This is a genomic window from Brevibacterium sp. VCM10 (genome assembly GCF_000583215.1).
In the GTDB taxonomy this organism is placed as follows: Bacteria; Actinomycetota; Actinomycetes; order Actinomycetales; family Brevibacteriaceae; genus Brevibacterium; species Brevibacterium linens.
Genome location: NZ_JAJB01000007.1, coordinates 51,738 through 71,328, shown reverse-complemented (window position 1 = coordinate 71,328; position 19,591 = coordinate 51,738). Strand labels below are relative to the sequence as shown.

Below are 19,591 nucleotides of genomic sequence, written 5' to 3'. Positions count from 1 at the left end.
GACTGATCTCAGTCCGGTCTGAGCTGCCTCGGGTCCGACTCTTCTTTAGCAGGCACAGGGATGCCCCGGTCGAATCGACCGGGGCATCCCTGTGCCTGTGCTGATTCGCTTGTCTGCGAAGCCGAGGCCGTCCACAAACTCTGGGGCTGTCCGCGGAACCTGAGTCCCGAACCAGGCCGACCTGTCTGTGCGCCCGGGTTCGATGAGGCCGTGCGGGCGGGCCGGACTGTGAGTCAGTCCTGCGAGCGGCTGGTGAGTCCGCCGAGGCGCGCGATCCCTCTGAACAGGAGACGCAGGAGGATCGTGCCGATGACTCCGCACAGCACGGCGAGCAGGCCGCACACTGCCACGTGCAGATCCGTGCGTCCCATGAACGCCACGAGGCTGAGCAGCCCGATGACGAGGAACAGCGCCACGTTGACCAACCGGCTGAGGATGGTGCCGATGATATCCATCATCGTCGGGTCCTGATGCGTCATCGAACGTCCTTGACCCGGACCATGCCTTCCTGGGCCACGGTGGCGAGCAGGGTTCCGTCCTGAGCGAAGATGCGCCCGTAGCCGAGCCCGCGTCCGCCCTGCGCGGCAGGGGACTCCTGCACATAGAGCATCCATTCGTCGACGCGGACTCGGTGGTGCCACCACATGGCATGGTCGAGGCTGGCCACGCGCAGACCCGGGGTCCGCCAGGTCAGTTCGTGGTGGCGCAGGACCGGCTCGAGCAGATTGAAGTCGCTGGCATAGGCGAGAGCGGCGGCATTGAGCACAGGGTCGTCTCCGAACGTCGCGCCGGCCCGGAACCAGGAATGCTGTTCGGTGATGGAGGGATCGGACACGCCCGACGTGTGCAGGGACGGCTCGACGGGACGGACTTCGAAAGGACGCTTCTTCAGCCAATCGCTGACGAGCGGAGAATCCTCGTCGCCGAGGTAGTCGAGGAGTTCCGGGCAGTCCTCGGGAGCCGGCAGATCGGTCGGCATCTGCTCGGCATGGCTGAGGCCGGGCTGATCGTCCTGGAACGACGCGCTCAGCGACAGGATCGGCGCACCCTTCTGGTAGGCGTGGACTCGGCGGGCAGAGAACGAACGGCCGTCACGCAGCCGCTCGACTCCGAACTCGATGGGTTCGCTGACATCGCCGGCGCGCAGGAAATACCCGTGGAGCGAATGGATCAGACGGTCGCTGGGAAGCGTGGCCGCGGCTGCGACGACGCACTGTGCGAGGACCTGCCCGCCGAAGACCCGACCGTCTGGTTTGTACTGGCTGTGCCCGATGAAGAAATCCGTCTCGCTGGAAGCCGCGGTGAACTCGAGTCGGCGCAGAGCGAGGATCTCGTGCAACGTCGCTACGTTCGCCTCCGCTTCGGTGGATGCTTCGTCGGTCATGGGCTTCTCCCTCGGATGACTGGGCCAATCAAGCGTACGAACCACGATCTTATCGCGTGCGGCATCACCGTGATGAAGGTGGCATGATGGGGTGCATGCATTCAGGCTCCACCAACCCCCTTCTCGACGAATTCACCCGCGTACTGTTGGAACTGAGATGGGGTGACATGGACGCCTACGGCCACGTGAACAACGTCACTCAGCTCAAACTGCTGGAAGAGGCGCGTGTCCGGGCCCTCGGCTCTCCCACCCACAGCTCTGATGCGCCGACCACGCCGGGACAGCACGGGGTGTCCGCGACGGTCAGCGGGGTCGAGATGCCGACGATCTTCGCCGACGCCTCGGCCACGACCGAACTGCTCGTCGCCTCCCACGCGATCGAATACCGCTCCCCGATCCCGTATCGCACCGGACCCATCGCCGTCGATCTCGTCATCAGCGATGTGCGACCCGCGTCGGTGACGGTGGGTTATGTCATCTGCGAACCGGACGGTTCGCGCACCTACACGGTCGCCGAAACCGTCATCGTCTTCATCGATATCAGCAGCGGTCGGCCCCGACGACTCAGCGAAGTCGAAACCGCGGCCATGGACTCAGTGCTCGGCACGCCCGTGCCGCTGCGGAGGGCCGGCCGATGACCGAACTGCACATCACCGACCCGCTGGCGATGAGGGATCTCTCCGCATTCGCGTCGCTGGCCCACCGAGCGGATGCCGACGGAGCGATGCGGCTGCAGGTCGTCTCCGACGTCCTTGCCGCCACAGTGGCCCCGCTGTTCCCACACGGACTCGGCGACTCGACGCCGCTGGTGCTGGCCATGCGGATGCTGCGCCTGGACGACCACGAACAGGACGGCTTCGACGAGGCGGTGCCGCTGTCGAATCTCCTCGACCGCTTTGCACGCGACGAGAACAAAACCACTCTGCCGGTGCCGCCGAACTCCGTGCTCGTGTCGTGGACGGGGATCGCGCCTCCGCTCGGAGGCTGGGCCGCATACGACACGATCACGGTCGGACGGCTCCACGAGACAGCGGAGACAGGGATCGCAGAGATCAGCACCGGTGCGCCCGAAGGATCCGGAGGGCACGCGGTCAAGGCCCTGCGCTCCCGTGTGTGGTCACGCGAGATGACCGGTGAGCAGGGCACTGGGATGCCCGGTGGACTGGCCTTCGCCGCCGCTGCGCTGCGTTTCATCCCGCCCGCTGGTCGCGATGACGATCGGCAGCTGCACATCATGGAGTCCGGAGGCTGGCTGCGCCTCGTCGCCCCGGGCGGTCACCTGCTCACACGCGTACGGAGCCTGTGATCAGCGGATGTTCGGATTCGTGTTGACCATCGCGGTCGCCGCCCGCTGGAAGTAGTCCCAGAACATCTCGTCGTACAGCGGCGGCAGGCTCACCTCGTCGAGGGCTGCACGCATGCAGCGCAGCCAGCGATCCCGGGCGTCGAAGTCGATCGGATAGTCGAAGTGCCGCATCCGCAGTCGCGGGTGACCTCGTTGCTCCTGATAGGTCGACGGACCGCCGAAATACTGTTCGAGGAACATCTGCAGACGATGTTTGGCCCCCTCCAGCTCATGGCCGTCCGGATACATCGCGATGAGCTCGGCATCGGCGTCGACATGCTGGTAGAACACGTCGACGAGGCGGGTGAACGTGTCATGCCCGCCGACGGCGGCGAAGATTGAGCCGTCAGCTGTCTGCGCCATCACTCGATCCTTCACTGGGGGAGTCTTCCTGGGCGGTGCTGCGGATCTCCTGGTCACCCGGCAGCGGCGAGGGATTGTCGGTGTCGGTGGCGACCGCGGGAGCCATCGCCTTCTCCTCGGAGGGCAGAGTGCGCAGAACCGTCTCCTGCACCATACCGATCTGTCCGCCGTGCTTGGCCAGCTGGGTCATCAGTTCGGCGCGGAAGGCACGCTCGACCATCCACTGCAGGTTCGGTTTGGTCTTGACCATGGTGCGGATGACTCGGTGGGAGCCCGACAGCGACTGGACTCCGGCGATCTCCGGATCCTCGAGCATCGCATTGGACAGCTCGGGATCCTTCCGCAGCGAGCGTGTGACCTCAGCGGTCATCGTGCGGTACTCATCCATCGAGGTTCGGTAGTCGATGGGGATGTCGAGGACGGCGCGAGCCCACCCCTGGGACAGATTGCCCACACGCAGGATCTCACCGTTGCGCACATGCCACAGGGTGCCGGTGAGGTCACGGATCTGGGTGCGACGCAGGCCGACGTCCTCGACTTCGCCGACGGCTTCGCCGAGGTCCACGGTGTCACCGATTCCGTACTGGTCTTCGATGACGATGAAGAAACCCGACAGGTAGTCGCGGACGAGCTCCTGAGCACCGAAGGCGATGGCCACACCGGCGATGCCGGCGGATGCGAGGATCGGGGCGATGTTGAAGCTCAGCGCATCGAGGATCATGAGGATCGCGATGACACTGACGAGGATCGTCGTCACCGATGAGAGCATCCGACCCACGGTCTTCGCCCGCTGAGCTCGGCGCTGCTTGATCGTCTGCTCGTCGATCCCGGTCCGTTGCGCCTCGAGCGCTGTGGCCGAGAATTTCATCCGGCCGGCGCTTTCGGCCTTCTCGCTGCCGACGGTGCCCTTGGCCACCGCGGTGGTGAACCGGCGGATGAAGAGTCGGATGATGAGGTTGACGACGATGGCGCCGATGATGATGACGGTGATCTTCAGCGGCGCGCCGAGGAGGAAGGTTCCCCAGTCGAAGTCACTTGCATTCTGAACAGTGGAATCTATTGCATCGGTTGTCATGATCTTTCGAGACTAGCTGTGAAGGTTCAATGATCGCTTGGAAGTGCTGGACACACGCTGAACTTCCAGTGCGCGCTGCGCGTCGGCGAGGTTCTCCCGCATCAGTCGCACCAGGCCTTTCGGCGCGGAAGGATGATCGTCGAGCCACAGGGAAGTGGAGTCGACTGTGGCAGAACTCACCGGCGGGTACAGCCGCAGAGTCATCGTCTGCGCCATCTCCAGCGTGCGCGTCTCCCACCAGCCGGCCACCCGGGCGAAGTACTCCTCGGTGAAGGTCCTCAGCGGTGCCTCGGCAGCGATGAGCTCGCCGGAGGCCGTCTGCAGGCCGGTTCCGAAGCCGAGTGCGAGTGCCCCGAGTTCGGAGTTCGGCAGGTCGGCATCGTCGACGATGCGGGTGAAGGTCCGCGATTTCGACGCCGAGGTGGGGCGAGTGGCCCGTGCGGTCGCGGCGTGGCGAACACCGGTGGCGCTGGGGTCCTTCCGGCTCATCTCTTCGACTGCGGAATCGTCGACTGCGTCGTTCGAGCACAGCCCGATGATGATCTCCCACGTCAGGTCGGTGTCCAGAGCGATCCCACTGACGCGTTCCGTCTCCGGCCGCAGCCAGGACTTCAGCCGATCCAGTTGACCGGGTGTGGTCGCATGGCGAATGAACCCGCGTACGAACTGGAAGGCCTGATCCGTTCCCTCTTCGCTCGTCTCGAGCACCTCGATGAAACGGTCAGCCACCTCGGCGTGCATCGTCTCCCGCTCCTGTGGCGGCAGATAGGAGGCGACCGCAGTGTCGAGCTGTCGCATCTGCGTGAGCAGTCCGGACGAATGGGTGATGGTTCGAAGGTGGGTGAGCACCGTGTGGATGTAATCGTGAACAGGACGTTCACCGTCACGGACCTCATCCCACAGGGTGGCCAGAACGAGCAGCTGGGTGAGCGAATCGTCGAAGTCGCCCAGCCTGCGAGCCGCCGTCTCCATGCTGCGGGAGTCGAAGCGGACCTTCGCATAGCTGAGGTCGGCGTCGTTGACGACGATGACATCCGGCCGGGGCAGGCCTCGGGCCTCGTCCACGTCGGCGGACTCCCCGTCGATGTCGAGGGGGAACGAATGGGTGCGCTCGAGACGTCCCTGCCCGTTGTCCGAATAGAAGCCGACGGCCAGCCGGTGAGGTCGCAGGGACGGGGTGGGCTGTCCCGGAATCGACCAGGGCCGCTGAGTCACCTGCAGGGTCGCGATCGTCTGTTCGTCCGCCCCCGATTCCTCTGCTGCCGGCTCACCGTCCGCGGTGGTGATCACGGCCTCGAGGAGGTTGACCCCGGATTCTTCGAGCCACAGCTTCGACCAGCGCTCCAGATCCCGGCCCGAGGTGGCCTCGAGCTCGGTGAGGAGATCGGAGAGCTCGGTGTTCGACCACGCATGCTTGTCGAAGTAGCTCCTCAGCCCGGCGAAGAATTCGTCCCGACCGACCCAGGCCACGAGCTGTTTGAGAACCGATGCTCCTTTGGCATAGGTGATCCCGTCGAAGTTGACCTCGACGTCGGCGAGGTCCTCGATCGGGGCGACGATGGGATGCGTGCTCGGCAGCTGATCCTGTCGGTAGGCCCAGGACTTCTCGATCGTGGCGAAGGTCGTCCACGCATCGGCGAACTCGGTCGCTTCGGCCGTGGCCAGGGTCGACATGAACTCGGCGAAGGATTCGTTGAGCCACAGATCGTTCCACCAGCGCATGGTCACCAGGTCGCCGAACCACATATGAGCGAGTTCGTGGAGGATTGTGACCGTGCGGCGTTCGACCAGTGCTTCTGTGGGGCGGGAGCGGAACACGTAGTTCTCGAGGATCGTCACGGCACCGGCATTCTCCATGGCTCCGGCATTGAACTCGGGCACGAAGAGCTGGTCGTACTTCTCAAACGGGTAGGAGACGCCGAATTCGCGTTCGAAGAACTCGAAGCCGGCCTTCGTGATGCGAAACAGCTTCGTCGCATCGAGGTGTTCGAGCAGGGATGCGCGGCAGTAGAGGCCCAGCGGCACAATCGACCCGTCGGCGGATGTCAGCTGCGAATGCACGGACTCATACGGGCCGGCGATGATCGCGGTGATATATGACGAGATCGGTGTGGTGGGGGCGAACTGCCACACCGCCATGCCGTCCTGCTGGGCCTCTCCGAGTTCGGCGAAGGTCTCCTTCGGGTCGCTGGGTGTCGGAGTGGGCGAGTTCGAGACGACGGTCCACTTCTCCGGTGCGACGACGGTGAAGGAGAACGGAGACTTGATATCGGGCTGTTCGAAGACGGGGAAGACACGGCGAGCGTCGGGGACCTCGAACTGGGAGTAGAGGTAGACCTCGTCATCGATGGGGTCGACGAATCGGTGCAGGCCCTCTCCGGTGTTCATATAGGTGAAGTGGGCGTCGACGATGAGTTCGTTCTCAGCGGCGAGGCCGGGAAGGGTGATGCGGGCCGGTGCGACCACCTCGGCGAGGTCGAGGTCGGTGCCGTTGAGGCGGACGCGCTCGACACTGGCGGTGATGGCATCGATGAACGTCGTCGAATCCGGTGCTGCAGTGAAGCGGATACGTGAGCGGACGCGGAAGCTCTCACCAACTCCTGTGAGGATCAGGGTGTGCTCGTAGCTCGAGACGTCCACGATGGCGGAGCGTTCGCGTGCTTCGTCGCGGGTGAGGTTGTGTTGCGGCACTGTGAGGCGACCTTTGCTTCGGGAACCGGGTGTACTCGGTCATTCTTTCATGGACATTCGCTCCTCGTGCGATATCGGCACCACTGATCGGGATTCGACCGCTCTCCCTGCACTCGGCCGCTCTTGATAGATTGAACACTGACACGATGGGTACCCGGCATGGGGCCCGCACACGTATGACAGAGGAGAGACAGTGAGCAGAGAAACACTCGATCTGTGGTTCGACACGGCCTGCCCGTGGGCATGGATGACCTCACGGTGGGGGCTCGAAGTGGCGAAGGTCCGCGACGTCGACGTGAAGTTCCACCCGATGAGCCTGAACTTCCTCAATCGCGACAAGGACATCTCGGACGACTACCGGGCACTGATGGATCGGGCACTGGCTCCGATGCGCATCGTCACCGCCGCGATCGCCGAACACGGAGACGAGATCGCCGAACCGCTCTACACCGCGATCGGCAATCGTATCCACCCGGGTGGGGAGAAGGACTTCGACAAGGCCGTGTCCGAGGCGCTGGCCGAGCTCGAGCTGCCGGCCGATCTCATGAAGTACGGAGAGACCGAGGACTATGATGCTCGGCTCCAGGCCTCCCACGACGAGGCGCTGAGCCTGGTCGGAGACGATGTCGGCACACCGATCTGCCGCGTCGCCGGAACCGCGTTCTTCGGCCCTGTCGTCACCCCCGCTCCGAAGGGAGAAGACGCCGGCCGGCTCTTCGACGGAGTCCTCGCGGTCGCCTCGACGCCGGGATTCTTCGAACTCAAGCGCACACGTGACCAGGGCCCGAACTTCGACTGAGTCATTCGGGCCGAACCAGCGGCCGCGACTCAACAGCCCGTTCACTCAGCGGACTCGATCGATCAAGAGATCCCACCGAAAGGCAGACATATGAAGGTTCACCTCGGCACCGACCACGCCGGATTCGAATTCAAGGAGGTGCTCAAGGCGCACCTCGAGTCAGCCGGGCACGACGTCGTCGACCACGGCGCCCACGAGTACGACGCTCTCGATGACTACCCGGCATTCTGCATCGCCGCGGCACAGGGCGTCGTCGATGACCAGGCAGCCGGCGTCGACGCTCTCGGAGTCGTGATTGGCGGATCGGGCAACGGCGAACAGATGGCCGCCAACCTCGTCAAGGGTGCACGCACCGCTCTGGCCTGGAACCCGGAGATCTCGAAGCTGGCCCGGCAGCACAACAATGCTCAGATCGTCGCCGTCGGTGCCCGCCAGCACTCGGAAGCCGAGGCCATCGCGATCGTCGACGCCTTCTTGGCCGAGCCGTTCTCCGGCGATGAGCGCCACGAACGCCGCATCAGCATCATGTCGAAGTATGAGGAGCAGGGCCAGCAGGCTCTGTAGGAGGGAGAACACTGTGAAGATCCACGGCGCCGTGCTGCGTGAGAAGGAACGGCCTCGGCCATTCACCCAGTCGCAGCCGATGACGATTGAGACGCTCGAACTCGATGAGCCGGGTCCCGGGGAGATTCGCATCCGGATGATGGCCGCCGGGGTCTGCCACTCGGATCTGTCCGTCGTCGACGGCAACCGTCCCCGCCCGCTGCCGATGCTGCTCGGGCACGAAGGAGCGGGAATCGTCGAGAAGCTCGGCGACGGCGTCGATGACCTCGAGATCGGCCAACAGGTCGTCACAGTGTTCCTGCCTCGCTGCGGGGAATGCGCGAACTGCCGCACCGACGGCAAACTTCCCTGCACCCCCGGCAGTGCGACGAACGGTGCGGGGACCCTGCCGTTCGATGGGCACAAGGTGCGTCTCCACGATGACACCGGCGCCGAGGTGCTCCACCACCTCGGCGCGTCCGTGTTCGCCACCCACGCGGTGGTCAACCGCGCTTCCGTCGTTCCCGTCGGCGATGATGTTCCCGCGTCCATCGCCGCTGTGCTCGGCTGCGCGGTGCTCACCGGCGGGGGAGCGGTCCTCAATGCCGGCAAGCCGGGGCCGGACGATGAAGTGATGATCGTCGGTCTCGGCGGCGTCGGGATGGCCGCGCTCATCACGGCGCTGTCCATCGAGACCGCTGGAGTCATCGGCGTCGACGCGAATCCGGACAAGCTTGTGCGGGCGAAGGAACTCGGAGCGATCGAGGTCTTCACCCCCGAACAGCTCGGGGAGAGGAAGGCTCCGATCGTCATCGAATGCGTCGGGCATGCTCGGGCCTTCGAGACCGCGCTCTCCGCCACTGCAGTCGGCGGGACGACCGTGACAGTGGGTCTGCCTGCCCCGGATGCGCAGGCACACATCACCCCGGTGACCCTGACGGCGGAGGCCCGGACCGTGATCGGCTCCTATCTGGGGTCGGCGGTGCCGAGCCGCGATATCCCCGTCTACGCCCAGCTGTGGAGAGAGGGCAAGCTGCCGGTCGAGGAGCTCATCTCCGACACCATCGGTCTCGACGATATCAACTCCGCATTCGACGCGTTGGCCGCCGGATCCGTCGTGCGACAGATCATCGACTTCGGGGCCTGAGCCGCGCGACGCCCGCGGTCGCAGGAGATCCGAATCTCTCCACACCACCTGCGGCACGGGCATCTGCTCACGGCCGACCGCGTCTACTTCCGGGGCACGGCCACAACCGATCCGCCGGAGCCTGCGTAGACGGCGAGCCCATTGGACAACGTGCCCGTCGGGGCGACCTCCTTCTTCTCCCCTTCGGGGATCTCGAACTCGGAGATTCTCTGACCATCCCTGATCAGCATCCCCGGCTGCTTCGCCGGGTTGAAAGTCGCCGTGTCCTCGTGCCCTGAGTAATCAATGGCGATCACGGTGCCGTCGTCGTATACAGCCTGAGCCATGGCAGTGGTCCCGCCGTCGTCGCTGAGACAGGTGGGGTCTGATCCCTTCCACACAGCGTTGCCTGCAGCGACGAACTCTCCGTTGGAGCTGGAGAAGCTGTGGTCGAGCCGGAGAATCTCATCGGGGTAGCAGTCCTTGATGACCGCGAGGCGCTCACCCTTGCTGAGGTCGATCATCTCCGTCGCGCTCTCTCCCACTTCTCCGGAACGGATGATGGCGATGTCTTCGTCGACGACGACACGTGGCTCGATGCTGCCCGCTCGTTCGGTGCTGCCGGCGAAGTCCCGGTACGTCGTGGTCGTGCCGGATCGGCCACCGGTCGGATGCCAGATGAGCTCATTTCCGAATTCCTCCTCCAGCGTCACTGCGGACTTTCCGGTCGCGTACTGGAGGTGTTCGAACGTGTCTGTCGACCCATCGGAATTCACCACAAGATTCTTCTGGTCGTCGTCTTTGTACTGGAAACTCAGCCCCCACGTGCTTTCCCTCGTCGGCATGAAGTGAAACCTCCATCCGTCGGGGATTTCGACCTTCTCGAGGTTGTCCCCGGACTCGGCATCAAGGAGGAAGGTCTGAGAATGGCTGGCCAAGATCTCGGTGTTCAGTCCCAGCTTGCCGCCGGCCATCCGGCGTACGTCTGAAATCTCTTCATCGTCGTCGGAGAAGTGCTCCGCCAGATCCAGCTGCCACGCGATCGTGCCGTCTGGATTGCGGGATTCGAGCTTCGATCCGCCCCACCGGACGACACGGTCGTCGAAGACCTGCACCTGATCTTCGAAGTCATTCGTCAATGGACCTTCCTGCCACTCGGGCTCGCCGAATGCCGTGGAGGGATACAGCACGTCGGCCTCGTCGGATCCTTCCGTCGGCGCAGCGGAATTCGCTTTGCGGTCGGCGCCTTCTGAACATCCGATGACCACCAGTCCGACCGCAGCGAACACTGCCGCGCAGCGGGCCCCCATCGTCATCGCCACTTCTGACCCTTCCTGAAGCCGTTGAGACAAACTGAGCCACCATACGGCACATCTGATGACTGTTCACAATCGGGGGATCGAGTCATGCTCGCAGATGAGCGGGCATAAGAGGGAGCCGCGAGTGGCGGTCGAGCCGAAAGGTGGCTGAGCAGATCGGACGCACATAGAGAGAAGCCGCCCGGATTGATTGGTCCGGGCGGCTGGAGTCTGTCGGGATGACAGGATTTGAACCTGCGACCCTCTGTTCCCAAAACAGATGCGCTACCAAGCTGCGCCACATCCCGCGACGGCTCCTATCTAACCACAGGCGGGTCGCGACTCGCACCTTGCGAATCAGGCAAACCCGTCGATGCGACACACCTCACAGTTCCAGCGAGCAAGTGACGCAGGTCACCGAATGCCGATTTGGCGGTCGAGGAAGTTCTCGACTATAGTCGAACTCGCAACACGGGGATGTAGCTCAATGGTAGAGCCTCAGTCTTCCAAACTGATGGTGCGGGTTCGATTCCCGTCATCCCCTCCACAAGCCGGTCCGACCAGATGGTCAGGCCGGTTTTCTTATGCCCGGACGGGTAGGATCCTTCTCATGACCACTGCCGTTCGGCCGCCACGCGGCACGCTCCCGCGCGATGAGCGTGACACCGCCCGGCCCAGTCGGCGGGCGGTTCTCACCGGTGCCGCTATCGGAATCGGCGCGATCGGTCTCGGTTCAGCGATCACGACGGCCCTCGCCGAGGCAGCCCGACCGGACCCGGTCCGTTCGGTCACCGCCGCCTACACTCGTTCGGGCCTGCGCGAGGTTGTGGATGCCGAATCCGTGCAGATCCTGCCCGCACAGTCGAGAGTCATGCCGGACCTTGCCGATCCGGGTCCGGCGCTCAGGCAGCAGGAGTTCCTCGACGGCTGCGAGTCGTGGCTGACAACGCTGCCCGCCCACCGTCGAGAGCTCGCGGTCGCAGCTCTGCTCGACCTGTGGGTGCTCAGCGACGGGCTGCCCGCTCCGGTCGCCGGATGGGCGGGTGCGTGGCGCTATGTCTGGCCGCGGGATACCGCCTTCTGCGCGGTGGCTCTGGCGCGGGTCGGGCTCTCGGGCCTGGCCTGGGGTCATCTGCGCTATCTGCAGTCCGTACAGGCGCCCGACGGGGCGTTCGCCGCCCGCGTCGACCCCGAAACCGGTCTGGCACCGGACGATCGTGCGTCGCAGTTCGACTCACTCGGCCTCGTCCTCTGGGCGGTTGCCGAAGTGCACGCCGTCTCCACGGCGACAATCGGAGGCTCCGATCTCGGGGGACTCGACGATCTGCTGCGACGGACCAGTTCGCGGCTGTTCGATCTCACGTCCCGCGGCCGCCGTCTGCCTCCGGTCGGACCGGACTATTGGGAGGTCGGAGAATCACAGGTCACGCTTGGCTTGGCCGGACCGACTCTGGTCGGGATGAACTCGCTCACCGCGCTGACGAAAGCGGATCCGGGGCTGTGGAGCCGCCTCGGCGAGGAAGCCGACGAGGTTCTGCGGGGAGCCGATGACTATCGTCAGACCTTCAGCCGGACCTTCGGGGCCAATGGGATGCAGCGGTATCCCACCTCGGGCGGATCCGATTCGGCCATCGCCTACCTGCCCGCCGCCGGACTCGTGCCGAACGCGGAGGACGGAATCTACGCGCTCGACCCCGAGCTCCTCGCCGGAGTCTGGGACCGTCTCGAACAGCCGGCCGGCGGGATCAAGCCCGGGCATGGGTGGATCCTCGACCGCTCAAGTTGGACGCCGTCTACGTCGCTTATGGGGCTCGGCTTCGCACGCCTCGGACTCAGCGCCAGGGCCGAATCGGTCCTCGACTGGCTGACGGAACACCGCACGAGTGCCGGGTCTCTTCCGGAGAAGATCAGTGCGGACGGCGATCCGGTCTCTGTAGCCCCGCTGTCATGGACGGCGGCCAACGTCATCATCACCCTCGACGAGCTCTACGGGCACCGAGGCGGAGCGGCCTCGTGACAACACCCCGGTTTCGCGTAACGGCGGGGGTTTCGCGTAACATAGGTGATTGCGTCTTGCGGACGTGCGCGAACTATTCGTGGACTTTCGCTCCCTCCAAGGTCACGAGATGACCGATCAGGCTGTGAGATGGCCGTTTGCGGTCACGAACCCGGACGATCAGGTCGGAGATGACCGAAAATGCATGACTGTCGAATCTGAAAGGTCACACTGTGAAGAGCTCCGTCGAGCAACTCGACCCCACCCGGGTCAAGATCAGCGTGGAAGTCCCATACGCCGAACTCAAACCGAGCGTCGACGAGGCATATAAGACCATCGGTGCTCAGGTCACCGTCCCCGGCTTCCGCAAGGGCAAGGTCCCCGCGCGCATCATCGATCAGCGCATCGGTCGTCCTGCTGTGATCCAGGAAGCGATCAACAACGGTCTGGACGAGTTCTACCGCAACGCGGTCGACGAGCATGACCTCAAGCCGATGGGCCAGCCCGAGGTCGAGATCTCCGAGGTTCCCGGCCTCGACGGAACCGAAGACGGCGAGCTCGGCTTCACGGTCGAGGTCGACGTGCGTCCCGAGGTCGAACTGCCTGCCTACGACTCGATCACCATCGAGGTCGACCCGATCGACGTCACCGACGCCGATGTCGATGCCGAGCTCGAGCAGCTGCGCACCCGCTTCGGCACCCTCGTCGCCGTGGATCGCCCCGCGGCCAAGGACGACTTCGTCACCCTCGACCTCGTCGCCACCATCGGCGACGAAGAGATCGACACCGCCTCCGACATCTCCTACCAGGTCGGCGCCGGAACGATGCTCGAAGGCATGGACGAGGCTCTCGACGGCCTCTCCGCCGGAGAGACCACGACCTTCGAGACCACCTTCGCCGGCGGCGAGCACGCCGGCGAACAGGGCACTGTGAAGATCACCCTGGGTGCCGTGAAGGAACGGGAACTGCCCGAGGCCGACGACGACTTCGCTCAGCTGGCCAGCGAGTTCGACACGATCGCCGAACTGCGTGAGGATCTGCGCGTCCAGGCCGGCAAGTCGAAGGAGACCGAGCAGGGTGTGCAGGCACGCGACAAGGTCCTCGAACACCTCATCGAGACCCTCGAGGTCCCGGTCCCGGCCAAGATCGTCACCGACGAGGTCGAGCGTCACCTCGAATCCGAGAACCGTTCGGACGATGACGAGCACCGCAAGGAGGTCACCGAGGAGACCGAGCGCAACCTGCGCACCCAGTTCATCCTCGACGCCGTCTCCGAAGCCGAGAACGTCGAGGTCAGCCAGCCCGAACTCATCGAGTACCTGATCTCCGCGTCGCAGCAGTACGGAATGAACCCGAACGAGTTCGCCCAGATGCTCGACAGCTCCGGCCAGGTCAACGCCCTCGTCGGCGAGGTCTCGCGCCGTAAGGCTCTGGCCGCCGTCCTCGCCGGTGCCACGGTCAAGGACACGGCCGGAAATGTCGTCGACATGGAGGCATTCACCTCCGCCGGCGACGACGCCGAGGATGCAGACGCCGAGGCCGCCAGCGCTGACGCGCAGAGCGCGGACGCTGACGCCGAAGCCCCTGCAGAGGCCGCCGAAGAGAACTGAGGGTCGGCCGCCTCGGCGGTGGAATCCTGATGAGACGGTGGGTGCGGATTGCGATCCGTGCCCACCGTCTCTGCATCTTCAGGTCCCGATCACGCTGAGGGCGAACACAGGCCTCGCCGCGGACTAAAACCCGGGGGAGAGCGGTTAGAGTCCATATCAAGCCATCCACAGAACACAGGAGTGAAACGTGAGCGCATACGACACGACAGCTCCCGTCGGCCTCGACGCCGGTGGGGGAATGGGTCTGGACGACCACATCTTCAATCGTCTTCTCAAGGAGCGCATCATCTGGCTCGGTTCGGAGGTGCGTGACGACAACGCCAACGCCATCTGTGCGCAGATGATGCTGCTCGCAGCCGAAGATCCTGACGCGGACATCTCGCTCTACATCAACTCGCCCGGCGGATCCGTCACCGCCGGTATGGCCATCTACGACACGATGCAGTACATCAAGCCCGATGTCTCCACCGTGGCCATGGGCATGGCCGCCTCGATGGGACAGTTCCTGCTGTCCTCGGGTGCGCCGGGAAAGCGCTATGCCACCCCGCACGCCCGAATCCTCATGCACCAGCCGCTGGGCGGCATCGGCGGTACGGCCACTGACATCAAGATCCAGGCCGAACTGATCCTGCACATGAAGAAGCAGATGGCGGAACTGACCGCTCAGCAGACCGGCAAGTCGCTCGAGCAGATCCTCAAGGACAACGACCGCGACCACTGGTTCACCGCTGAGGAAGCGCTCGAATACGGATTCATCGACAAGATGGTCACCAGCGCGTCCGACGTCGAGAACAACTGAGCAGGAGTGAGGGAAGTATGAATGCAATGAACTTTATGCCGGGGTCGACGGCGTCGAACATGCCGCAGTCGCGCTACGTCATGCCGCAGTTCGAAGAGCGCACACCTTATGGCTTCAAACGCCAGGATCCCTACACCAAGCTCTTCGACGATCGTGTGGTGTTCTTGGGTGCCCAGGTCGACGACACGTCAGCCGACGATGTCATGGCTCAGCTGCTGGTTCTCGAATCGCAGGATCCTGACCGTGACATCACTCTCTACATCAACTCGCCCGGTGGTTCGTTCACCGCGATGACGGCCATCTACGACACCATGCAGTACGTCAAGCCGGAGATCCAGACTGTCTGCCTCGGTCAGGCCGCCTCCGCTGCCGCCGTTCTGCTGGCCGCGGGCACACCCGGCAAGCGTCTCGCTCTGCCGAATGCACGTGTGCTCATCCACCAGCCCGCGATGCAGGGCCAGGGGCAGGGACAGGCCTCCGACCTCGAGATCCAGGCCGCTGAGGTGCTGCGGATGCGCGAATGGCTCGAGGCAACTCTGGCCAAGCACTCGAACAAGGAAGCCTCGCAGATCTCGAACGACATCGAACGCGATCTCTTCCTCACGGCCGCTCAGGCCAAGGACTACGGTCTCGTCGATCAGGTGCTCTCGTCGCGCAAGGACGCGAACTGATCATCGTGCTGAGCACTGGCAAGCGCTGAGAACGGGTTCGTACGATTGCGATCGTACGAACCCGTTCTCGGTTCTGCCCGCCGACACACCGAGACGTGGCTGGGGGCTCGTGTCCGCCACGTATGGGAAGCTATTGAGGTACAGGAAACACGAGCGGTAGAGTTGGGACCAAGCGTCCCGGCGAAAGGTTGTGACAGTGGCTCGCAGTGCGGACGGAGCAGACCTGCTCAAATGCAACTTCTGTGGGAAGTCTCAGAAGCAGGTTCGGAAACTCATCGCCGGACCGGGTGTTTACATCTGCGATGAATGCATCGGATTGTGCAATGAGATCATCGAAGAGGAACTCAGCGAATCCAGTCCGGAGCAGGCCGAGCTCGAACTGCCCAAACCCCGCGAGATCTTCGACTTCCTCCAGGAATACGTCGTCGGTCAGGAACCGGCGAAGAAGGCGCTGTCCGTAGCCGTCTACAATCACTACAAGCGCATCCGGTCCTTGCAGTCGGGCGACGAGAAGACCTTGGGCACCAGCGATTCCGACGTCGAGATCGCGAAGTCGAACATTCTGCTCGTCGGACCCACCGGTTCGGGAAAGACCTACCTCGCACAGTCGCTGGCCAAACGTCTCAACGTCCCCTTCGCGGTCGCCGATGCCACCGCGCTGACCGAAGCCGGCTATGTGGGTGAGGACGTCGAGAACATCCTGCTCAAGCTCATCCAGGCCGCGGACTTCGACATCCAGCGTGCCGAGCACGGCATCATCTACATCGACGAGATCGATAAGATCGCCCGCAAGTCGGAGAACCCGTCGATCACCCGTGACGTATCCGGTGAGGGCGTGCAGCAGGCACTGCTGAAGATCCTCGAAGGCACACAGGCCTCGGTTCCGCCGCAGGGCGGCCGCAAACACCCGCACCAGGACTTCCTGCAGATCGACACGACGAACGTGCTCTTCATCGTTGCGGGCGCGTTCGCCGGAATGGAAGAGATCGTGGCCGGCCGCAAGGGCAAGCACGGAATCGGCTTCGGCGCCCTTCTGCAGTCGAAGAACGACGAAGAGGACCTCTACGCGGACATCCTCCCGGAAGATCTGCTCAAGTTCGGACTCATCCCCGAATTCATCGGTCGCCTCCCGGTGCTGGCCACCGTGTCGAATCTCGACCGTGCCGCGCTGATGTCGATCCTCACTGAGCCGAAGAACGCACTGGTCAAGCAGTATCAGCGGATGTTCGAGTTCGACAGTGTCTCCCTGACCTTCGAGACCGAGGCGCTCGAGGCCATCGCCGACCTCGCTCTTCTGCGCGGTACCGGTGCGCGCGGACTGCGGTCCATCATGGAAGAGGTCCTGCAGCCGGTCATGTTCGACGTGCCCTCACGCGAGGACATCGCCGAGGTGGTCGTGACCAAGGAGGTCGTCGAATCGAACGTCGCCCCGACCCTCGTGCCGAAGTCACGGAACAGGACGAATAAGAAATCTGCCTGAGTCTCTCACGCATGAGACTCCTGGCTGACACACGTCCGCTGCGGTACGCGTCCTTCCGGCGGCTGTGGACGGCCAATATCGTCACCGTCATCGGTGCGCAGATGACCGTCGTGGCGATTCCCGCACAGATCTTCCACCTCACAGGGTCGTCCGGCTACGTCGGTCTCGCCGGTGCGTTCGGTCTGGTTCCGCTCATCGTCTTCGGGCTGTGGGGCGGATCCTTGGCCGATGTCATCGATCGTCGCAGGCTGCTCGTCACCTCGACCGTCGGGCTGATCGTCACGTCCGCGATACTCGCACTCATCGCAGTGCTCAGCGTCGACAATGTCTGGCTGCTGCTGTCGGTGTTCTCCATGCAGCAGGCATTCTTCGCACTCAACCAGCCGGCGAGGGGCGCCCTGCTGCCCTCGATCATCCCGCTCGATCTGCTGCCCGCGGCGAATTCTCTGAATATGACCGTGATGACGGTGGGCGCCGTCGTCGGCCCTGTCGTCGGCGGAGCGCTGATTCCGCTGTTCGGGTACCAGCTGCTCTACGTCATCGATGCCGTGTTCCTCTTCGCCACGCTCTATGCAGTGGTCCGACTGCCGTCGCTGCTGCCGCAGAAACAGCCCGATACCCGGTCGGGATTCAAAGGGATCGTCGATGGGTTCCGGTATCTGCGCACGAACACCGTCGTCATGGTCTCTCTGCTGGTCGACATCATTGCGATGGTCTTCGGAATGCCGCGGGCACTGTTCCCGCAAATCGCCGTCGAGACCTTCGACGGCCCACCCGAAGGCGGCATCGTGTTCTCGCTGCTCTTCGCCGCCCTGGCCGGCGGCAGCGCCTTGGCCGGGATCTTCTCCGGATGGGTCTCACGCGTGCAGCGTCAGGGGCTCGCCGTCATCGTCGCCATCGTCGTCTGGGGTGCGGCCATGACAGTGTTCGGGCTGTCGCTTGAGCTGGCGGCAGGGTTCTGGCTGACCGCGCTCGTCGTCGCATTGGCTGCGATGGCGGTCGGCGGAGGAGCCGATATCGTGTCCGGTGCTTTTCGGCAGACGATGCTCCAGGAGGCTGCCACCGATGCGATGCGCGGTCGGATGCAGGGCGTGTTCATCGTCGTGGTGGCCGGCGGACCGCGGATCGCGGACGTCCTCCACGGCTCCGTCGCAGCCGTCACCGACACCACGGTCGCCTCGGCGGGCGGCGGCATTGCCGTCATCGTCCTTGTGCTGGTCTGTGCGACGATCTTCCCGACCTTCCGGAAATACCGGGTCGAACGCGGCGGCCGCGAACACACGGTCCCCACCGCCTGATCTTCTGTCGTGATGTCCGGGCGGGAACACATCTGCCACAGCATCACCCACAGCGTCACCCACCCTGCCAGCGGCAGAACCTCCCGGTACCGTCGTATCCCTCAGCGTTCTCCGCAAAGCACACCGATGCAGCGTGGTGGCATGGCACGACGGGCGAGGGATGCAGCAGACGACTTCGCGAACTCGGGGGAGGGATGCGCGATGAGGAAGCGTGAGTGCAGATGACGACACCCCCGACTCGCTGCCGAAGCAGCAGGTCGGGGGTGCGTGGTGAGGCAGTGGACGGCCGCCGGCGTGTCAGCTGGTGGCAGCCGAGTAGACGGCGTTCTCCGCAGGCTGGACGACGACGAAGCCGGGGCCGTGGAAGGCCAGCTGCACGGACTCACCGGAACCGCGACCGAAGAATGTGCCGACGCTGACGTCGGTCTTGATCTGCGGAGCCAGGGCCGAGGACCAGCACACGGCGGCCTGCGGGTCGACGAAGGTCGGCTGCTGCGAGCAGTCGAGGACCATGGGCTCACCCTTGCAGCAGATGGCGGCGGTGCCCTGCCCGGCAAGTTCGAGGTTGAACAGTCCCGACCCGCTGACCATGGCACCGACTCCGCCCTTGATGCGCTTGATCTCCCAGTTGAGAGCGTCGTCGAAGGCGAGCAGATTCGCGGTGTTGACGGTCAGCGCGTCCTGTGGACCTTCGAGTGCCATCATGAAGATGTTCGACGCTTCCCGCGCGAAGAACACTTCACCGTGTCCCTCGACGCGCATGACATTGCCGCCTTCCCCGGTGGCCGCCTTCTTCATGAACTGGCCGACCGACTTCGATCCCTGGTGGGTGAAGTGGACATCTCCCTGGTAGGCGACCATGGCGCCCTTGGTGGCGATCATCGGAGCGTTCGGCGTCACCACCGAACGCAGCATCTTGTTCGACTGGAGCGTCCATCGCTCCTGGTTCTGGATCTCGGCGTTGCGCTTGGAGAACAGTTCGCTTCTCACGGTTCTGGGGGCCTTTCGTTCACGGAGGACTTCGTGGTGCTTCGGTGGTCGAGAACCATATTACGGGGCAGAGGTCGCAGGACCCCTTCCTTTCGTGTGTCCGTTCCGGAACATGCGACGAGC

The 19,591-nt window shown here is 64.2% G+C and carries 18 protein-coding genes and 2 tRNA genes; 12 read left to right on the top strand and 8 right to left on the bottom strand.

The window, feature by feature from the left end; genetic code table 11:
* Positions 1-233: 233 nt before the first annotated feature.
* Positions 234-479, bottom strand: coding sequence for a hypothetical protein (locus AD89_RS0101405; protein WP_025776823.1), 246 nt, complete (start codon positions 477-479; stop codon positions 234-236).
* Complete coding sequence (locus AD89_RS0101400) at positions 476-1,384, bottom strand: acyl-CoA thioesterase (protein ID WP_025776822.1); 909 nt, start codon at positions 1,382-1,384, stop codon at positions 476-478. The genes AD89_RS0101405 and AD89_RS0101400 overlap by 4 nt, the downstream gene beginning before the upstream one ends.
* A gap of 95 nt (positions 1,385-1,479) precedes the next feature.
* Between AD89_RS0101400 and AD89_RS17915 the strand changes: the two genes are divergently transcribed.
* Positions 1,480-2,022 carry an acyl-CoA thioesterase gene (locus AD89_RS17915; protein ID WP_051504971.1) on the top strand — a complete coding sequence of 181 codons (543 nt, stop codon included), beginning with the start codon at positions 1,480-1,482 and terminating at the stop codon, positions 2,020-2,022.
* A complete protein-coding gene (locus AD89_RS0101385; RefSeq protein WP_025776821.1) occupies positions 2,019-2,690 on the top strand; it encodes a hypothetical protein in 672 nt (223 codons plus the stop codon). The genes AD89_RS17915 and AD89_RS0101385 overlap by 4 nt, the downstream gene beginning before the upstream one ends.
* On the opposite strand, the gene AD89_RS0101380 is transcribed toward AD89_RS0101385, so the two are convergent.
* The 3 genes from AD89_RS0101380 to pepN are packed head-to-tail and all read right to left on the bottom strand — an operon-like array spanning position 2,691 to position 6,858.
* On the bottom strand, positions 2,691-3,092 hold the full coding sequence (locus tag AD89_RS0101380; RefSeq protein ID WP_025776820.1) for a globin: 402 nt from the start codon (positions 3,090-3,092) through the stop codon (positions 2,691-2,693). It abuts the gene before it with no gap.
* The gene (locus AD89_RS0101375; RefSeq protein WP_025776819.1) at positions 3,076-4,167 is read right to left on the bottom strand and encodes a mechanosensitive ion channel family protein; all 1,092 of its coding nucleotides are present in this window, start codon (positions 4,165-4,167) and stop codon (positions 3,076-3,078) included. The genes AD89_RS0101380 and AD89_RS0101375 overlap by 17 nt, the downstream gene beginning before the upstream one ends.
* Before the next feature lie 12 nt (positions 4,168-4,179).
* Complete coding sequence (gene pepN, locus AD89_RS0101370) at positions 4,180-6,858, bottom strand: aminopeptidase N (protein ID WP_025776818.1); 2,679 nt, start codon at positions 6,856-6,858, stop codon at positions 4,180-4,182.
* 193 nt (positions 6,859-7,051) lie between these two features.
* Here pepN and AD89_RS0101365 point away from each other — a divergent pair, with 193 nt between their 5' ends.
* The 3 genes from AD89_RS0101365 (at position 7,052) to AD89_RS0101355 (ending at position 9,347) form a co-directional block, all read left to right on the top strand.
* The gene (locus AD89_RS0101365) at positions 7,052-7,657 is read left to right on the top strand and encodes a mycothiol-dependent nitroreductase Rv2466c family protein (protein ID WP_025776817.1); all 606 of its coding nucleotides are present in this window, start codon (positions 7,052-7,054) and stop codon (positions 7,655-7,657) included.
* Positions 7,658-7,747: 90 nt separating this feature from the next.
* Entirely contained in the window at positions 7,748-8,221 is a 474-nt protein-coding gene (locus tag AD89_RS0101360) for a ribose-5-phosphate isomerase (protein ID WP_025776816.1), read from the top strand.
* Positions 8,222-8,234: 13 nt separating this feature from the next.
* The gene (locus AD89_RS0101355; protein WP_025776815.1) at positions 8,235-9,347 is read left to right on the top strand and encodes an alcohol dehydrogenase catalytic domain-containing protein; all 1,113 of its coding nucleotides are present in this window, start codon (positions 8,235-8,237) and stop codon (positions 9,345-9,347) included.
* An 83-nt stretch (positions 9,348-9,430) separates the two neighbouring features.
* Here AD89_RS0101355 and AD89_RS0101350 read toward each other — a convergent pair whose 3' ends face one another.
* Complete coding sequence (locus AD89_RS0101350; RefSeq protein WP_025776814.1) at positions 9,431-10,642, bottom strand: hypothetical protein; 1,212 nt, start codon at positions 10,640-10,642, stop codon at positions 9,431-9,433.
* 216 nt (positions 10,643-10,858) lie between these two features.
* Positions 10,859-10,932: transfer RNA gene (locus tag AD89_RS0101340), tRNA-Pro, on the bottom strand.
* Positions 10,933-11,097: 165 nt separating this feature from the next.
* Here AD89_RS0101340 and AD89_RS0101335 point away from each other — a divergent pair.
* From AD89_RS0101335 to AD89_RS0101305, 7 genes are all read left to right on the top strand, one after another.
* A tRNA-Gly gene (locus AD89_RS0101335) sits at positions 11,098-11,171 on the top strand.
* Between the two features lie 63 nt (positions 11,172-11,234).
* Positions 11,235-12,641 carry a hypothetical protein gene (locus AD89_RS17910; RefSeq protein WP_025776812.1) on the top strand — a complete coding sequence of 469 codons (1,407 nt, stop codon included), beginning with the start codon at positions 11,235-11,237 and terminating at the stop codon, positions 12,639-12,641.
* A 212-nt stretch (positions 12,642-12,853) separates the two neighbouring features.
* Positions 12,854-14,230 (top strand): trigger factor, encoded by a 1,377-nt coding sequence (gene tig, locus AD89_RS0101325; RefSeq protein WP_025776811.1) that lies wholly within the window; start codon positions 12,854-12,856, stop codon positions 14,228-14,230.
* Between the two features lie 238 nt (positions 14,231-14,468).
* Positions 14,469-15,029, top strand: a complete 561-nt coding sequence (locus AD89_RS0101320; RefSeq protein ID WP_051504969.1) for an ATP-dependent Clp protease proteolytic subunit — start codon at positions 14,469-14,471, stop codon at positions 15,027-15,029.
* Between the two features lie 26 nt (positions 15,030-15,055).
* Positions 15,056-15,700: an ATP-dependent Clp protease proteolytic subunit gene (locus AD89_RS0101315; RefSeq protein WP_025776809.1), complete on the top strand. Its 645-nt coding sequence runs from the start codon at positions 15,056-15,058 to the stop codon at positions 15,698-15,700.
* A 196-nt stretch (positions 15,701-15,896) separates the two neighbouring features.
* Positions 15,897-17,180 (top strand): ATP-dependent Clp protease ATP-binding subunit ClpX, encoded by a 1,284-nt coding sequence (gene clpX / locus AD89_RS0101310; RefSeq protein ID WP_025776808.1) that lies wholly within the window; start codon positions 15,897-15,899, stop codon positions 17,178-17,180.
* Positions 17,181-17,191: 11 nt separating this feature from the next.
* Positions 17,192-18,478 (top strand): MFS transporter, encoded by a 1,287-nt coding sequence (locus tag AD89_RS0101305; protein WP_025776807.1) that lies wholly within the window; start codon positions 17,192-17,194, stop codon positions 18,476-18,478.
* 297 nt (positions 18,479-18,775) lie between these two features.
* Here the strand turns inward: AD89_RS0101305 and AD89_RS0101300 are convergent, their stop codons facing one another.
* The gene (locus AD89_RS0101300) at positions 18,776-19,468 is read right to left on the bottom strand and encodes an AIM24 family protein (protein ID WP_025776805.1); all 693 of its coding nucleotides are present in this window, start codon (positions 19,466-19,468) and stop codon (positions 18,776-18,778) included.
* Positions 19,469-19,591: the final 123 nt, after the last annotated feature.